This window comes from Pseudomonas sp. BF-B-15 (assembly GCF_019946675.1).
Lineage (GTDB): Bacteria > Pseudomonadota > Gammaproteobacteria > Pseudomonadales > Pseudomonadaceae > Aquipseudomonas > Aquipseudomonas migulae.
In genome coordinates, this window is record NZ_JAGYFZ010000022.1 from 1 (window position 1) to 14,779 (window position 14,779).

The 14,779-nt window shown below is 60.5% G+C and carries 17 protein-coding genes; 10 read left to right on the forward strand and 7 right to left on the reverse strand.

Going from position 1 to position 14,779, the window contains the following annotated elements; genetic code table 11:
- Positions 1-225 precede the first annotated feature (225 nt).
- The 6 genes from hisB to KGA97_RS09765 all read left to right on the forward strand — a co-directional run bounded on the left by hisB (position 226) and on the right by KGA97_RS09765 (position 4,108).
- On the forward strand, positions 226-819 hold the full coding sequence (gene hisB / locus KGA97_RS09740) for an imidazoleglycerol-phosphate dehydratase HisB (RefSeq protein WP_003218037.1): 594 nt from the start codon (positions 226-228) through the stop codon (positions 817-819).
- Positions 819-1,457, forward strand: coding sequence for an imidazole glycerol phosphate synthase subunit HisH (gene hisH, locus KGA97_RS09745; protein ID WP_192226824.1), 639 nt, complete (start codon positions 819-821; stop codon positions 1,455-1,457). The genes hisB and hisH overlap by 1 nt, the downstream gene beginning before the upstream one ends.
- Complete coding sequence (locus KGA97_RS09750; RefSeq protein ID WP_008024930.1) at positions 1,458-1,715, forward strand: DUF2164 domain-containing protein; 258 nt, start codon at positions 1,458-1,460, stop codon at positions 1,713-1,715. It begins immediately after the preceding gene.
- Between the two features lie 42 nt (positions 1,716-1,757).
- The gene (gene hisA / locus KGA97_RS09755) at positions 1,758-2,495 is read left to right on the forward strand and encodes a 1-(5-phosphoribosyl)-5-[(5-phosphoribosylamino)methylideneamino]imidazole-4-carboxamide isomerase (protein ID WP_008041005.1); all 738 of its coding nucleotides are present in this window, start codon (positions 1,758-1,760) and stop codon (positions 2,493-2,495) included.
- 9 nt (positions 2,496-2,504) lie between these two features.
- A complete protein-coding gene (gene hisF, locus KGA97_RS09760; protein WP_223480678.1) occupies positions 2,505-3,275 on the forward strand; it encodes an imidazole glycerol phosphate synthase subunit HisF in 771 nt (256 codons plus the stop codon).
- Positions 3,276-3,352: 77 nt separating this feature from the next.
- The gene (locus KGA97_RS09765) at positions 3,353-4,108 is read left to right on the forward strand and encodes a substrate-binding periplasmic protein (RefSeq protein ID WP_008024926.1); all 756 of its coding nucleotides are present in this window, start codon (positions 3,353-3,355) and stop codon (positions 4,106-4,108) included.
- A 113-nt stretch (positions 4,109-4,221) separates the two neighbouring features.
- Here the strand turns inward: KGA97_RS09765 and KGA97_RS09770 are convergent, their stop codons facing one another.
- The 4 genes from KGA97_RS09770 to gpmI form a co-directional block, all read right to left on the reverse strand.
- A complete protein-coding gene (locus tag KGA97_RS09770; RefSeq protein ID WP_223480679.1) occupies positions 4,222-4,989 on the reverse strand; it encodes a divergent polysaccharide deacetylase family protein in 768 nt (255 codons plus the stop codon).
- Between the two features lies 1 nt (position 4,990).
- Positions 4,991-6,310, reverse strand: coding sequence for a S41 family peptidase (locus tag KGA97_RS09775; RefSeq protein WP_008024923.1), 1,320 nt, complete (start codon positions 6,308-6,310; stop codon positions 4,991-4,993).
- A gap of 34 nt (positions 6,311-6,344) precedes the next feature.
- Positions 6,345-7,643, reverse strand: coding sequence for a murein hydrolase activator EnvC family protein (locus tag KGA97_RS09780; protein ID WP_223480680.1), 1,299 nt, complete (start codon positions 7,641-7,643; stop codon positions 6,345-6,347).
- A gap of 217 nt (positions 7,644-7,860) precedes the next feature.
- Positions 7,861-9,390 carry a 2,3-bisphosphoglycerate-independent phosphoglycerate mutase gene (gene gpmI / locus KGA97_RS09785; RefSeq protein WP_223480681.1) on the reverse strand — a complete coding sequence of 510 codons (1,530 nt, stop codon included), beginning with the start codon at positions 9,388-9,390 and terminating at the stop codon, positions 7,861-7,863.
- Between the two features lie 153 nt (positions 9,391-9,543).
- Here gpmI and KGA97_RS09790 point away from each other — a divergent pair, with 153 nt between their 5' ends.
- The 3 genes from KGA97_RS09790 to secB are packed head-to-tail and all read left to right on the forward strand — an operon-like array spanning position 9,544 to position 10,740.
- Complete coding sequence (locus KGA97_RS09790; protein WP_214380250.1) at positions 9,544-9,957, forward strand: rhodanese-like domain-containing protein; 414 nt, start codon at positions 9,544-9,546, stop codon at positions 9,955-9,957.
- A gap of 1 nt (position 9,958) precedes the next feature.
- Positions 9,959-10,213 (forward strand): glutaredoxin 3, encoded by a 255-nt coding sequence (gene grxC, locus KGA97_RS09795; protein WP_008024917.1) that lies wholly within the window; start codon positions 9,959-9,961, stop codon positions 10,211-10,213.
- 41 nt (positions 10,214-10,254) lie between these two features.
- Complete coding sequence (secB, locus tag KGA97_RS09800) at positions 10,255-10,740, forward strand: protein-export chaperone SecB (protein WP_007897410.1); 486 nt, start codon at positions 10,255-10,257, stop codon at positions 10,738-10,740.
- Between the two features lie 122 nt (positions 10,741-10,862).
- Here the strand turns inward: secB and KGA97_RS09805 are convergent, their stop codons facing one another.
- Complete coding sequence (locus tag KGA97_RS09805) at positions 10,863-11,318, reverse strand: tRNA (cytidine(34)-2'-O)-methyltransferase (RefSeq protein WP_008024914.1); 456 nt, start codon at positions 11,316-11,318, stop codon at positions 10,863-10,865.
- On the opposite strand from KGA97_RS09805, the gene KGA97_RS09810 reads away from it, so the two are divergent.
- Positions 11,317-11,757, forward strand: coding sequence for a hypothetical protein (locus KGA97_RS09810; RefSeq protein ID WP_032828573.1), 441 nt, complete (start codon positions 11,317-11,319; stop codon positions 11,755-11,757). The two genes, KGA97_RS09805 and KGA97_RS09810, sit on opposite strands and share 2 nt — an antisense overlap.
- 458 nt (positions 11,758-12,215) lie before the next feature.
- Here the strand turns inward: KGA97_RS09810 and ntrC are convergent, their stop codons facing one another.
- Together ntrC and glnL are read right to left on the reverse strand one after the other, a co-directional pair.
- Positions 12,216-13,652, reverse strand: coding sequence for a nitrogen regulation protein NR(I) (gene ntrC / locus KGA97_RS09815; RefSeq protein ID WP_064675450.1), 1,437 nt, complete (start codon positions 13,650-13,652; stop codon positions 12,216-12,218).
- Positions 13,649-14,734, reverse strand: coding sequence for a nitrogen regulation protein NR(II) (gene glnL, locus KGA97_RS09820; RefSeq protein ID WP_008024908.1), 1,086 nt, complete (start codon positions 14,732-14,734; stop codon positions 13,649-13,651). Before glnL ends, ntrC begins: the two co-directional genes overlap by 4 nt.
- Positions 14,735-14,779 lie beyond the last annotated feature (45 nt).

Consider the following 14,779-nt stretch of genomic DNA (forward strand, 5'->3'; position numbering starts at 1 on the left):
GACGGAGTGTCAGTCAACATCTATGTGGCTGACACTCCGTCATCGCGAGCAGGCTCGCTCCCACATTTGTTTCCGGTATGGCCATGAAATCGGCTTGTACTGACATGTCTATCCTCGTCAGCACTGGGTCCAGTCCGTCAGCGATATCACGTATCGTGTTTCTGTTTCGGCCCCGCGCCCCTATAATGGCTGCCTTTTTCGCCCAATGATTTTGCGGAGCTGGTGATGGCCGAACGTAAGGCGTCAGTCGAGCGCGACACTCTGGAAACCCAGATCAAAGCCTCGATCAACCTGGATGGCACCGGAAAGGCCCGATTTGATATCGGTGTTCCTTTTCTTGAGCACATGCTGGACCAGATCGCCCGTCACGGGCTGATCGACCTGGATATCGTCAGCAAGGGCGACCTGCATATCGACGACCACCACACCGTGGAAGACGTCGGTATCACCTTGGGTCAGGCTTTCGCCAAAGCCATCGGCGACAAGAAAGGCATCCGTCGCTACGGCCACGCCTACGTGCCGCTCGATGAAGCGCTGTCGCGCGTGGTGATCGACTTCTCCGGCCGCCCTGGCCTGCAGATGCATGTTCCCTATACCCGCGCCACTGTTGGCGGTTTCGACGTTGACCTGTTCCAGGAATTCTTCCAGGGCTTCGTCAACCACGCGCTGGTCAGCCTGCACATCGACAACCTGCGTGGCACCAACACCCACCACCAGATCGAAACCGTGTTCAAGGCTTTCGGCCGCGCACTGCGCATGGCCGTAGAGCTCGATGACCGCATGGCCGGTCAGATGCCATCGACCAAAGGCGTTCTGTAATGCAGACGGTCGCGGTTATCGATTACGGCATGGGTAACCTGCACTCGGTGGCCAAGGCCCTCGAGCACGTCGGTGCCGGCAAGGTCTTGATCACCAGTGATGCCGACGTGATTCGCGAAGCTGACCGGGTGGTTTTCCCCGGCGTCGGCGCGATTCGCGATTGCATGGCGGAGATCCGTCGCCTGGGTTTCGACTCGTTGGTGCGTGAAGTCAGCCAGGACCGTCCGTTCCTCGGCATCTGCGTCGGCATGCAAGCCTTGCTCGACACAAGTGAAGAGAACGACGGCGTCGACTGCATCGGCCTGTTCCCGGGCGCGGTGAAGTTCTTCGGCAAAGGCCTTGTTGAAGACGGCGAACACCTGAAAGTCCCGCACATGGGCTGGAACGAAGTGAAGCAGACGGTGAGTCACCCGCTGTGGCACAACATTCCGGACCTGGCGCGTTTCTACTTCGTGCACAGCTACTACATCGCTGCCGGTAACGCGCGGCAGGTGGTCGGTGGCGGTCACTACGGTGTCGATTTCGCTGCGGCGCTGGCCGATGGCTCGCGTTTCGCCGTGCAGTTCCACCCGGAGAAGAGCCATACCCATGGCCTGCAATTGCTGCAGAACTTCGCTGCGTGGGATGGTCGCTGGTAAATGGCCGTCAAGAAGAAGCCGCCGATCCTGACCCTCACTCCCGAGCAGGAGAACGAGGCCAATCACAAGATCAAGCGCTTCATGGAGGATCGCTTCGAACTGGACCTGGGTTCGTTCGAAGCGGCCGAAATCCTTGAGCTGTTTACCCGTGAAATTGCGCCGCACTATTACAACAGGGCGATTTTCGATGTGCAGACGCACCTTAAAGAAAGGTTCGAAAGCATCGAAAGCGACTTGTGGGCGCTCGAGAAAAACTGATTTCCGAGCGAAGCTGAACACTCGAATTTGAAGGTTTGCCAGATGCTGATTATTCCCGCTATCGATCTCAAGGACGGCGCCTGTGTTCGTCTGCGCCAGGGCCGAATGGAAGATTCCACGGTGTTCTCCGATGACCCGGTGAGCATGGCCGCCAAGTGGGTGGAGGGCGGTTGCCGTCGTCTGCATCTGGTCGACCTGAACGGTGCCTTCGAAGGCCAGCCGGTCAACGGCGAAGTGGTCACCGCCATCGCCAAACGCTACCCGAACCTGCCGATCCAGATCGGCGGCGGTATCCGCTCGCTGGAAACCATCGAGCACTACGTCAAAGCGGGCGTGAGCTACGTGATCATCGGCACCAAAGCCGTGAAAGATCCGGCGTTCGTTGCTGAAGCCTGCCGCGCGTTCCCGGGCAAAGTGATCGTCGGCCTCGATGCCAAAGACGGTTTCGTCGCCACCGATGGCTGGGCTGAAATCAGCACCGTTCAGGTCATCGACCTGGCCAAGCAATTCGAAGCCGACGGCGTGTCTGCGATCGTTTATACCGACATCGCCAAAGACGGCATGATGCAGGGCTGCAACGTGCCGTTCACCGCTGCGCTGGCTGCGGCCACGAAGATCCCTGTTATTGCTTCCGGTGGTATCCACAACCTGGGCGACATCAAGTCGCTGCTCGACGCCAAGGCACCGGGCATCATCGGCGCGATCACCGGCCGGGCGATCTACGAAGGCACCCTCGACGTCGCTGAAGCGCAAGCTTTCTGCGATTCGTACAAAGGCTGAGGACTGACCATGGCGCTGGCCAAACGCATCATCCCTTGCCTGGACGTGGATAACGGCCGGGTCGTCAAAGGTGTGAAGTTCGAAAACATCCGCGATGCCGGCGACCCGGTGGAAATCGCCCGTCGTTACGACGAGCAGGGTGCCGACGAGATTACTTTTCTCGACATCACCGCCAGCGTCGACGGTCGCGACACCACGCTGCATACCGTTGAGCGCATGGCCAGCCAGGTCTTTATTCCGCTGACCGTTGGCGGCGGCGTGCGCACCGTGCAGGACATTCGCAACCTGCTGAATGCCGGCGCGGACAAGGTGTCGATCAACACCGCCGCCGTGTTCAACCCGGAATTCGTGGGTGAGGCGGCGCAGCATTTCGGTTCGCAGTGCATCGTGGTTGCCATCGACGCGAAGAAGGTCTCCGGTCCGGGCGAAACCCCGCGTTGGGAAATCTTCACTCACGGCGGGCGCAAGCCGACCGGTCTCGACGCCGTCGAGTGGGCGAAGAAGATGGAAGGCCTGGGAGCCGGCGAAATCCTGCTGACCAGCATGGACCAGGACGGCATGAAAAACGGCTTCGACCTGGGCGTTACCCGTGCGATCAGCGATGCGCTGGGTATTCCGGTGATCGCTTCCGGCGGCGTCGGTAACCTGCAGCATTTGGCCGACGGCATTATCGAAGGTCACGCCAGCGCCGTTCTGGCCGCGAGTATTTTCCATTTCGGCGAATACACCGTGCAGGAAGCCAAGGCCTACATGACCCATCGCGGCATCGTGATGCGCTAAACAAACGATACAGGCCAGTGGACATCATGGCGGGCTCAAGGCACTCTTGGGTACGCCATGGATCTCGGTAGCCAGACATGCTCAAACGCCTTCTTCTTGCCCTCGCCAGCGCTTCTCTATTGCAGATCAGTGGCGTGCACGCCACCGAAAATCCCGACGCCGACCTGGTGCTGCTGACGGAAAACTTCCCGCCTTACAACATGGCCAAGAACGGCAAGAACTTCGCTCAGGACGAGAACATCAATGGCATCGCCGTGGACATTGTCCGCGAGATGTTCAAGCGTGCCGACGTAACCTACAGCCTGACCCTGCGTTTCCCCTGGGAGCGTATCTACAAGCTCGCCCTCGAGAAACCCGGGTATGGCGTGTTCGTGATGGCGCGGCTGCCGGACCGTGAAAAGCTCTTCAAGTGGGTCGGCCCGATCGGTCCGGATGACTGGATCATGCTGGCCAAGGCGGACAGCAAGATCAGCCTGGAAACGCTGGAAGACGCGCGTAAATACAAGATCGGTGCGTACAAGGGCGACGCGATTGCCGAGACGCTGGCCAAGCAAGGGTTGAAGCCGATTGTCGTGCTGCGGGATCAGGACAACGCGAAGAAGCTGACCAGCGGCCAGATCGACTTGTGGGCCACGGGCGACCCGGCCGGGCGTTACCTGGCGCGTCAGGACGGTGTCACCGGGCTCAAGACCGTGCTGCGCTTCAACAGTGCGGAGTTGTATTTGGCGCTGAACAAAGACGTGCCGGATGAAACCGTCGCCAAGCTGCAAGCCGCGCTGGATCAGCTGCGCAAGGAAGGCGTGGTGGACGAGATCATGGGGCGGTATCTCTAACCGTCCACCCAATCCTTGTAGGAGCCGGCTTGCTGGCGATAGCGGCAGTGAAATCGATGCATGATTCGAGGCCGCTATCGCCAGCAAGCTGGCTCCTACAGTGGTTCCGTTGATTAGCGGTAAACGCCGTCCTTGCCATGCGCAGTCGTTGCGCGGTTGCTGCGCACGCTGATCATCAACTTGATATCAATCCAGTCAATGCCCTGAGCTTTCAGCTTCGGCAATTCGCGCTCCAGCACTGCCAGCGTCTGCGGATACGGATGCCCGATCATCACCGCCGAACCCTGTTTGTGCGCCAGATTGATCGCGGTCTGTAGCTGGGTGAAGATCGCCGCTTCCGTTCGCTCATCATCCAGAAACACATCCCGCGAAACACTCGCCAACCCAATCTTCTGCGCTTCGGCCGCTGCCACGGTTTGCGCGCTGGTGCGGCTGTCGACGAAGAACTTGTGCCGCCGTTGCAATTCCGACATCAACCAGGCCATGGCGGGTTGCTGTGCGGTCATGCGACTGCCCATGTGGTTGTTGATGCCGCTTGTGTACGGGACCATTTTGAACGCCGCGTTGAGGCGCTTCTCCAGCTCTTCGATGGGCAGCTCGGGATGCCAGGCGAACGGCCCCGTGGCGGGGTCCATCGGCATGTGCAGGATGACGATCTTGCCGGCGCGATGGGCTTCGCGAGCGAATTCGGTGGCGTGGGGGGTGTCGGGCATGATCGCCGTGGTCACCGGGCCGGGCAGGGCCAGCACGCGGCGATCCCGGGGCAGGTTCTGCCCCAGGTCATCGATGATCAGGCTGATGTAGGCTTTTTGAGGGGCGGGCGCCGCGTGAGCAACACCCGCCAGACAGCACAGCAGACCGAGAACCAACCGCAGGCGCATCTCAGCGGCCGGAAGTGATGCTCAACCCTTTGAGCAGGCTCAGGGCCTGGGCCAACTGGTAATCATCGTCCTGCGGCATTGCCTTGGCCTTGGCGCTGGAGCCGGTCGGTTTGTCGGCGCCGCCGTTGCCATTGCCCAGGTGACCTTGCAGATCGGCTTCCTTGAAGTATTCGCCGTCCTGCTCGCTGGTGATCTTGGCCTTGCGCACTTCGATGTCCGGGACGATGCCCTGGGCCTGGATCGAGCGGCCGTTCGGCGTGTAATACAGCGCCGTGGTGATCTTCAGCGCGCGGTCGTTGTTCAGCGGCAGCACGGTTTGCACCGAGCCCTTGCCGAAACTGGTGGTGCCCATGACCACCGCGCGTTTCTGATCCTGCAGGGCGCCGGCCACAATTTCCGAGGCCGAGGCGCTGCCGCCGTTGATCAGTGCAACCATCGGCACCGCTTCGCTTTCGTCTTTGCCGGTGGCGGAGAAGCGCAGCTCGGAGTTGGCGATGCGGCCCTTGGTGTAAACGATCAGGCCCTTGGTGATGAAGTGGTCAACCACTTCCACCGCCGCCTGCAGCACGCCACCCGGGTTGTTACGCAGGTCGAGGATGATGCCTTTGAGCTTCTTGCCGTTGTCCTTGCGCAACTTGGCCAGGGCCTTGGAGACTTCTTCGCCGGTCTTGACCTGGAACTGGGTGATGCGGATGTAGCCGTAGCCGGACTCCAGCAACTGGCTCTTCACGCTCTTCACCTGAATGATGGCGCGGGACAGTGTTACGTCGAAGGGTGTGCCGCCATCGCGAACCAGGGTCAGGGTGATTTTCTGGCCGATCTTGCCGCGCATCTTGTCCACGGCTTCGGTCATGCTCTGGCCGCGAGTCGGCTGGCCGTTGATCTTGACGATGAAGTCGCCGGCCTGAATGCCGGCCTTCGAGGCGGGCGTGTCATCAATCGGCGAAACCACCTTGATGAAACCGTCTTCGGCACCGACTTCGATGCCCAGGCCGCCGAATTCGCCGCTGGTGCTTTCCTGCAACTCAGCGAAGTCTTCCGGGCCCAGGTAGGCGGAGTGCGGGTCGAGGTTGCTGAGCATGCCTTTGATGGCGTTTTCCAGCAGGGTCTTGTCGTCCACCGGTTCGACATAGGCTGCCTTGATCCGGTCCATGACCTCGGCAAAGGTGCGCAACTCTTCCAGCGGCAGCGGCGCCTTGGTAGTCGCAGCAGTGCCCGCAGGCGCGACCGCCGGAGCCGGTTGAGCAGCGAACGCCAGAGGCGCGCCGATCACCAGGGCGATCGTCAGGGCCAGCGAGGTAAGACGGGACAAATGCAGCATGTCGAACGAACTCCTAATGTAGGTGACTCAACGCCTATCCTTGCGCGCGGCACCATTGCGCCGGATCACTCGGGTGACCCTGCTGACGAATTGCGAAATACAGTGCTGGAGTGTCCTGCCCGCCGCTGTTACCGACAGTGGAGATGGACTCACCGGCTTTCACCACGTCACCCGCAGACTTGAGCAGCGTCTGGTTGTGACCGTAAAGACTCAAAAAACCGTTGCCGTGGTCAAGGATCACCAGCAAGCCGGCACCGCGCAGCCAGTCGGCAAACACCACGCGACCACCGTGCACGGCATGCACCTGGCTGCCGGCGGAGGCGCTGATCATCACGCCGTCCCACTTGGTGCGGGCGTCGTCGCCACGGGTTTCGCCAAAGCGTGCCAGCAGTCGACCATCAACCGGCCATGGAAGTTTTCCCCGGCTGGAAGCAAACGGGCCGCCAAACGTCTCGCCTGAGCTTGATACCAAGGCGCCGGGTGTCGATTTAACGGGTTTGCGTGGGGCGTCAGTGGCGTCTGCATCTGCTGCCGCCTGAACCTCACGTAAACGCTTTTTTTCGGCTTCCTGCTGGGCAATCAGCGCTTTTTGCCGCGCTTCTTCTGCCTCACGAGCCTGGCGGGCCAGGGTTTCTTCGATGGTTTTAAGGACTTTAGACAGGTCTGCCTGATCTTGCTCGCGGGCGGCCAGTTTCTGATCGCGAGCCTTTACGTCATCGCTGAGCTTGGCGAGGACTTGCTGGCGTTCCTGACGGACTTTGTCGAGTTCATCGCGCTGGCTGTCGAGGCTGCTCTTTTGCACCAGCAACTGCGCTTGTTGCAGGGCGATGTCTTTTTCGACGTTGGCCAGTTGGCGCAAGGTTTCGTTGAAACTCTTCAACTGCTCCAGGCGGGCCTGGCTCAGGTAATCGTAATAGGTGAGGGTGCGGGCGAATTTTTCCGGATTCTGCTGGTTGAGCAGCAGCTTCAAATACTCCTGACGGCCGTTCTGATAGGCCGCGCGGGCCTGAATGGCGATCAGTCTTTGCTGTTCAATGCGCGCGCTCTGGAGTTTTTTTTTCTCACCATCGAGACGCTGCAGCTCGGATTCGCTTTTCTTCAGCTCTTTTTGCAGGGCTTCGACCTGCTTCTCGAGCTTGCCCATCTCGGTCTCGGTGCCCTTGAGGTCTTTCTGCACCCCGGATTTTTCTTCCTGGAGCTTACCCAGCAGTTTTTTCAGCTCGGCGATGTCCTGACGCGTGGCGTCCAACTGTTGTTGGGTTTGCGCGCGCTCGTCAGCAAAGGCCGGTTGGAGCAGGCAAGTCAGGGCAAGGGCTATCAGGACGCGAAGCATAGAGGCGGGCGACACCAGGGAAAGGGACGGCCTAGTATGCCCGCCCCACGCTGCAAAAAAAACGCCCAATTGGGGCTGTGTGATAACCGGCCCGAAAAACACCGCAAACCCACTGTAGGAGCGAGCCTGCTCGCGATAGGGCCTTAACATTCAACATAGATGTCGACGGTCAGATAGCTATCGCGAGCAGGCTCGCTCCCACAGGGATTGACGGTGATTAGACGAGAATCGAAGTCCCGGTCATTTCAGCCGGTTTTTCCAGGCCCAACAGCTTCAGCATGGTCGGCGCCACATCCGCCAACACGCCGCCTTCACGCACCTTCAAGTCACGCTTGCCGACATAAATGAACGGCACCGGCTCGGTGGTGTGCGCGGTATGCGCCTGGCCGGTGGTTTCGTCGGACATTTGCTCGACGTTGCCGTGGTCAGCCGTGATCAGCGCTTCGCCGCCGACTTTGTCCAGCGCATCGACGATGCGGCCGACGCACAGGTCCAGGCATTCCACGGCTTTCACCGCTGCTTCGAACACGCCGCTGTGGCCGACCATGTCGCCGTTGGCGTAGTTGACCACGATCACGTCGTAACGCTGGTTTTCGATGGCATCGACGATGCGGTCGGTGACTTCCGGCGCACTCATTTCCGGCTGCAAGTCATAAGTAGCGACTTTCGGCGACGGGATCAGGATGCGTTCTTCGCCCGGGAACGGTTCTTCACGGCCGCCGGAGAAGAAGAAGGTCACGTGGGCATACTTCTCGGTTTCGGCGATGCGCAGCTGCGTCTTGCCGTTTTTCGCCAGGAAGTCGCCGAGCACGTTGTCCAGGCTGCCGGCGGCGAAGGCCGATGGCGCGGGGATGCTGGCGGCGTATTGGGTGAGCATGACGAAACCGGCCAGTTTTGGCTGGCGCGCACGTTCGAAATCCTTGAAACCGTCTTCGACGAACACGCGGGTCAGCTCGCGGGCGCGGTCGGCGCGGAAGTTCATGAACACTATGGCGTCGCCGTCTTCGACTTTAACCGGCTCGCCGATGGAGGTGGCTTTGACGAATTCGTCGCTCTCGCCACGCTCGTACGCGGCTTGCAGGCCTTCCTGGGCGCTGGCGGCGTTGAATTCGCCATTGCCATCGACGATCAGGTTGTAAGCCTGGGACACGCGGTCCCAACGGTTGTCGCGGTCCATGGCGAAGTAACGGCCAATAATGCTGGCGATCCGGCCTTTGCCGAGGGCCTGGAAGGTCGCGTCGAGCAGTTCGATCGACGACTGGGCGCTTTTCGGCGGCGTGTCTCGGCCATCGAGGAAGGCGTGCAGGTAGATTTTTTCCGCGCCGCGTTTGGCAGCCAGTTCGGCCATGGCAACCAGGTGATCCTGGTGGCTGTGAACGCCGCCATCGGACAGCAGGCCCATGAAGTGCACGGCTTTGCCGGCGGCAACGGCTTTATCCACAGCCGCGCAGATGGTTGGGTTCTCGAAGAACTCGCCGTCGCGGATCGATTTGGTCACGCGAGTAAAGTCTTGATACACAACGCGGCCGGCGCCGAGGTTCATGTGGCCGACTTCAGAGTTGCCCATCTGGCCATCCGGCAGGCCGACGTCCATGCCACTGCCCGAGATCAGACCGTTCGGCACGGTGGCCCACAGACGGTCCAGTACGGGCTTCTTCGCCGCATAGATGGCGTTGGATTCAGGGCTCTCACTGTGACCGAAGCCGTCGAGAATAATCAGGACCAAAGGTTTAGGCGTGGTAGTCATGGATTCCACTCGTGGCTGAGTTAAAAGAGGGCAATGGAAAAGGGAGTGGCAGTTTAAAGCGAAGTTCCGACGGCGTCACCGCCGGACGGGGTTTGGCCCACCATAGTGGCTGTGTATACTGGCCGACATTTTAACGCCCTGGAACCTCCTTCGATGGTTGATCATCTGATTCAATTCGCCACCAACCACTACATTCTTGTGGGTATCTTCGTTGTACTGGCGGCCCTGCTGTTGGCCTATCAGATGCAAGGCGGCGGCCGCAGCCTGAGCACCGGTGAACTGACCGGCCTGGTCAACAAGGACGCGGGCGTTGTGATCGACATTCGTCCGGTCAAGGATTTCGCCGCCGGTCATATTGTTGGCGCGTTGAACATTCCTCACGACAAACTGGCCGCTCGCGTGGCCGAACTGGAAAAGCACAAGGCCAAGACCATCATCCTGGTCGACGCCATGGGCCAGACCGCCGGCACTCACGCTCGCGAACTGATGAAGTCCGGCTTCACCGCCGCCAAGCTGTCCGGCGGTATTTCCAGCTGGAAAGGCGACAACCTGCCGCTGGTGAAGTGATATGAGCAACGTCGTCGTCTATTCCAGCGATTACTGCCCTTACTGCTCGCGAGCCAAGTACCTGCTCGAGAACAAAGGCGTGGCCTTCGAAGAGATCAAGGTCGATGGCAAGCCGCAGGTGCGCGCCGCCATGGCCCAGAAGGCCGGGCGTACGTCCGTGCCGCAGATCTGGATCGGTGAGCGCCACGTTGGCGGTTGTGATGATTTGTTTGCCCTTGAGCGCGCCGGCAAGCTCGACGCCATGCTCAAGGCCTGAATGCCTTCCCTATAAGACCCCAAGATCAGAAAGGATCTGAGATGACTGACCAACAGAACACTGCAGCTAGCGAAGAAGAAACCGCACCGCAATTCTCCTTGCAGCGCATCTACGTACGTGACTTGTCGTTCGAAGCCCCGAAAAGCCCGGCGATCTTCCGCCAGCAGTGGGAACCAAGCGTCGGTCTGGATCTGAACACCCGCCAGAAGGCACTGGAAGGCGACTTCCACGAAGTCGTGCTGACCCTGTCCGTGACCGTGAAAAACGGTGAAGAAGTAGCGTTCATCGCTGAAGTGCAACAGGCCGGGATCTTCCTGATCAAGAACCTGGACGACGCTTCGATGAGCCACACCCTCGGCGCGTTCTGCCCGAACATCCTGTTCCCGTACGCTCGCGAAACCCTGGACAGCCTGGTGACCCGTGGTTCGTTCCCGGCCCTGATGCTGGCCCCGGTGAACTTCGACGCGCTGTACGCACAAGAACTGCAACGCATGCAGGCGGCTGGCGAGACTCCGACCGTTCAATAAGCTGCGCAGCGACACCCGTGTGGGAGTGAGCCTGCTCGCGATGGCGGTGTGTCAGATGACATCAATGTCAGCTGACACACCGCCATCGCGAGCAGGCTCACTCCCACATTTGTTATGGGGGGTTACTTGAATCCGAGCTGGCGCCAGCCCTCGTAGACGGCAACCGCCACAGTGTTCGACAGGTTCAGGCTGCGACAGCCTTCGCGCATCGGCAAACGAAGACGTTGTTCGCCTGGCAGGGCATCCAGCACTTCCGCCGGCAAGCCTCGGCTTTCCGGGCCGAACAGAAAGGCATCGCCCTCGGCGAAACTCGCGTCGTGGAACGGCCGCGAACCCTTGGTGGTAAACGCGAACACCCTTGGATGACCAAGGCTCTCCAGGCAACTGGCGAGGTCCGCATGGCGTTGCAGGGTGGCATACTCGTGGTAATCGAGGCCGGCCCGGCGCAGGCGCTTGTCGTCCATCTCGAAGCCCAGCGGTTCGATCAAATGCAGGTGGCAGCCACTGTTGGCGCACAGCCTGATAACGTTGCCGGTATTCGGCGGAATTTCTGGTTGAAAAAGGATGACGTGAAACATGCACGGCTCCGAAGGTAAAGATGACGGGCATTCTACGCCGCAAGCGGATCCCCGTTCGAAACTATTCCCGCGCGTGATGGGTTCGCTGGCGATTGTCGGGGTAATGGTGGGGCTGATGATCGGTCGCCTGACCACGCCCGACCCCAGTGAATTGCAGCAGATCGAGGTGACGAACGACGGCCTGGTGGTGTGGTTCAACAACGAACCCAAGTCCCACGGCGAGTTTATCGACGGCAGCCTGGCGTTGCTGTTCGAGGCGGAGGGCAAGACGCAGAAAGGTCAGCTCAAGCTCAACGACAAGAACGTGAACTGGCGGGTGCGATTGAGTGATGGGGGGTTGTTGCTGTCGGTGGTGGCGGCCCGGCCACTGCAGGGCGAGTGGGCCGGTAGCGAGGTCGATGATCGCTGGCGGCTGGAGATCCATCTCCGAGAGCAATAAAAGAGGGAATCCCCGGCCTGCCTGTACCAAGGTTCCCAAAACGGCAGGGCTCGCGCATTGCGTCGTGAGCCCGGTGTAAAGAAGGAACCCCTGACCTGCCTGTATCAAGGGCCCCAAAACTGTTTGGGCTCGTCGCAAGTGCGGTGTGAGCCCGATGTAAAGAGGGGAATCCCCGGCCTGCCTGTACCAAGGTCCCCGAAACCGGGTAGTGAACTGAATCACTGAATGGACTATTGCAGGGGGCGTGCCAGTTTTTAACAGCTTGAAACAATCACGCGCTCTGAAACGCCAAAAGCCCCGTAATACGGGGCTTTCGTGTTTTTTCGCCAGGGGTTCGATTGTGAACGCAGGCGGGATTTTGGATCAGTTGGTGTGCGCGATTGCGGTTCACGGTGCATTCAGGCGGTGCACCGTGGCCCCAAAAGCTTCGCGGGCAACGATGATGATCTAAAGGCTGATTAACCCTCTTCCCCCTCATCATCATCCCCACCATCCACCTTCATCCCCAGTTCCTTGATCTTGCGCGTCAGGGTATTACGCCCCCAGCCCAGCAAAACCGCAGCGTCACGACGACGGCCAGCGGTGTGCTTGAGCGCAGTCTCGATCATGATCCGCTCAAACGCCGGCACTGCGCTGTCGAGCAGGCTCGACTGGCCGCGAGCCAACGCCTGATCGGCCCACTGGCGCAGCGCTTGCTCCCAGTTGGTCACCGGCGCCGAATCCTGCGGCAGGCTCAGCAGCTCTGGCGGCAGGTCGCTGATGTGCACTTCGCGACCCGAAGCCATCACTGTGATCCAGCGGCAGGTGTTTTCCAGCTGACGGACGTTGCCGCCCCACGGCAGGTTCTTCAGGTATTCCTCTGTTTCGCTTTTCAACAGCTTCGGCTCGACCGCCAGTTCTTGCGCGGCGCGGCTGAGGAAGTGTTTGGCGAGGGTCGGGATGTCTTCGCGACGGTCCGACAACCGTGGAATATGAATGCGGATCACGTTGAGGCGGTGGAACAAGTCTTCTCGGAATTTCCCGGCGTGCACCAGGGTTTCCAGGTTCTGGTGAGTCGCGGCGATGATCCGCACGTCGACTTTGACCGGCACGTGGCCGCCGACGCGGTAGAACTCGCCGTCTGCCAGCACGCGCAGCAAACGGGTCTGTGTGTCCGCCGGCATGTCGCCGATTTCATCAAGGAACAGCGTGCCGCCATCCGCCTGTTCGAATCGTCCGCGACGCAGGTTGGCCGCACCGGTGAACGCGCCTTTTTCATGGCCGAACAGCTCGGATTCCATCAGGTCTTTCGGGATGGCCGCCATGTTCAGCGCAATGAATGGCGAAGCCGCCCGTGGGCTGTGACGGTGCAGGGCGTGGGCGACCAGCTCTTTGCCCGTACCCGATTCACCGTTGATCAGCACGGTGATGTTGGAGTGGCTCAAGCGCCCGATGGCGCGAAACACTTCCTGCATCGCCGGCGCTTCGCCGATGATTTCCGGGGTGCGGGTCAGGGCGACCGGGACTTCCAGGCCTTGCTGTTCCTGGGCGTGCTGGTTGGCGCGCTTGACCAGGGACACCGCTTCGTCGACATCGAACGGCTTGGGCAGGTATTCGAATGCGCCGCCCTGATAGGACGCGACAGCGCTGTCCAGATCGGAGTGCGCAGTCATGATGATCACTGGCAGCCGTGGGTGTTGCTCGCGAATCCGCGCCAGAAGGTCCAGACCGCTGGCACCCGGCATGCGAATGTCGGAGATGATCACGTCCGGCTGCTGGCGCGCCAGGCGGCTCATCACGCCATCGGCGCTGTCGAAGCTTTGCGTGGTCATGCCTTCCTGCTGCAAGGCTTTTTCCAGGACCCAACGGATAGAACGGTCGTCATCGACGATCCACACGGTTTCACTACGGCTCATGTCGATGTGGCTCCTTGTTCCAGTGGCAGAAAGATCGAGAAGGTGGTGTGGCCTGGATGGCTGTCACATTCGATCAGGCCCTGGTGCTGGCTGATGATGTTCTGGGTAATGGCCAGGCCGAGCCCGGTACCGTCCGGGCGCCCGCTGACCATGGGAAAGAAGATGGTTTCCTGAAGTTCCGCAGGAATGCCGGGGCCGTTGTCGATGATTTCGATCTTGGTCACCAGGCGATGGCGCACGTGGCCGATGGTGAACTGGCGCATGGCGCGGGTGCGCAGGCTGATGCGGCCCAGGCGCAGCTCGTTCTGGCTGCTGATGGCCTGCATTGCGTTGCGCACGATATTCAGGACGGCCTGAATCATCTGTTCGCGGTCGATCAACACGTCGGGAATGCTTGGGTCGTAATCGCGCACCAATGTGATGCAGCCCTGGCTTTCGGCCTCGACCAAGTGGCAGACGCGTTCCAGCACTTCGTGGACGTTGCACATGGCCAGCGATGGCAACTTGTTGGAGCCGAGCATGCGATCGACCAGGTTTCGCAGGCGGTCGGCTTCTTCAATGATGACGTTGGTGTAGTCGCGCAGGCTTTCTTCCGGCAGCTCGCGGGCGAGCAGCTGGGCCGCACCGCGAATCCCGCCGAGCGGATTCTTGATCTCGTGAGCGAGGCCGCGCACCAGCATCTTGCTGGTTTCCTGCTTCGACAGCTGCGCCTCTTCCTTGGTGATTCGCAGCAAGCGGTCACGCGGGTGGACTTCCAGCAGCAGCATGGTGGCGCCGTTGGCCAGGATCGGTGTGACCGCGTAATCGACGGTCAGCGTCTGGCCGGTCAGGGCGGTGAGCATCGCTTCGCGTTTGGTGAACGGATGCGCCTGCTCGACTGCCTGGCGCAGGGAATTCAGGGCTTCGGTGGATTCGGTGAACAACTCACTGATGAACTGCCCATGGCTGCGCTGGCCGCTGATGGCCAGCAGCATCTCCGCCGCCGGGTTCATGTACTCGAGGCGCAGTTCGGCGTCGAGCAGGATGGTGGCGGTGGTCAGGTTGTCGAGCAGCAATCGATGCAGTGCGTCGCTAATGGTCATCAGGACCTCTTTTGGAGCAGGGCATGCGCGTGAATAACGCGCCGA

Coding starts and splice junctions, on each gene's coding strand:
- KGA97_RS09770 (WP_223480679.1), bottom strand. CDS start 4,989: ATGCGCCTGCGGTTGGTTCTCGGTCTGCTGTGCTGTCTGGCGGGTGTT.
- KGA97_RS09810 (WP_032828573.1), top strand. CDS start 11,317: ATGCACGGCTCCGAAGGTAAAGATGACGGGCATTCTACGCCGCAAGCG.
- grxC (WP_008024917.1), top strand. CDS start 9,959: ATGAGCAACGTCGTCGTCTATTCCAGCGATTACTGCCCTTACTGCTCG.
- secB (WP_007897410.1), top strand. CDS start 10,255: ATGACTGACCAACAGAACACTGCAGCTAGCGAAGAAGAAACCGCACCG.
- KGA97_RS09765 (WP_008024926.1), top strand. CDS start 3,353: ATGCTCAAACGCCTTCTTCTTGCCCTCGCCAGCGCTTCTCTATTGCAG.
- ntrC (WP_064675450.1), bottom strand. CDS start 13,652: ATGAGCCGTAGTGAAACCGTGTGGATCGTCGATGACGACCGTTCTATC.
- KGA97_RS09790 (WP_214380250.1), top strand. CDS start 9,544: ATGGTTGATCATCTGATTCAATTCGCCACCAACCACTACATTCTTGTG.
- KGA97_RS09805 (WP_008024914.1), bottom strand. CDS start 11,318: ATGTTTCACGTCATCCTTTTTCAACCAGAAATTCCGCCGAATACCGGC.
- hisF (WP_223480678.1), top strand. CDS start 2,505: ATGGCGCTGGCCAAACGCATCATCCCTTGCCTGGACGTGGATAACGGC.
- hisH (WP_192226824.1), top strand. CDS start 819: ATGCAGACGGTCGCGGTTATCGATTACGGCATGGGTAACCTGCACTCG.
- hisA (WP_008041005.1), top strand. CDS start 1,758: ATGCTGATTATTCCCGCTATCGATCTCAAGGACGGCGCCTGTGTTCGT.
- KGA97_RS09750 (WP_008024930.1), top strand. CDS start 1,458: ATGGCCGTCAAGAAGAAGCCGCCGATCCTGACCCTCACTCCCGAGCAG.
- glnL (WP_008024908.1), bottom strand. CDS start 14,734: ATGACCATTAGCGACGCACTGCATCGATTGCTGCTCGACAACCTGACC.
- KGA97_RS09775 (WP_008024923.1), bottom strand. CDS start 6,310: ATGCTGCATTTGTCCCGTCTTACCTCGCTGGCCCTGACGATCGCCCTG.
- hisB (WP_003218037.1), top strand. CDS start 226: ATGGCCGAACGTAAGGCGTCAGTCGAGCGCGACACTCTGGAAACCCAG.
- KGA97_RS09780 (WP_223480680.1), bottom strand. CDS start 7,643: ATGCTTCGCGTCCTGATAGCCCTTGCCCTGACTTGCCTGCTCCAACCG.
- gpmI (WP_223480681.1), bottom strand. CDS start 9,390: ATGACTACCACGCCTAAACCTTTGGTCCTGATTATTCTCGACGGCTTC.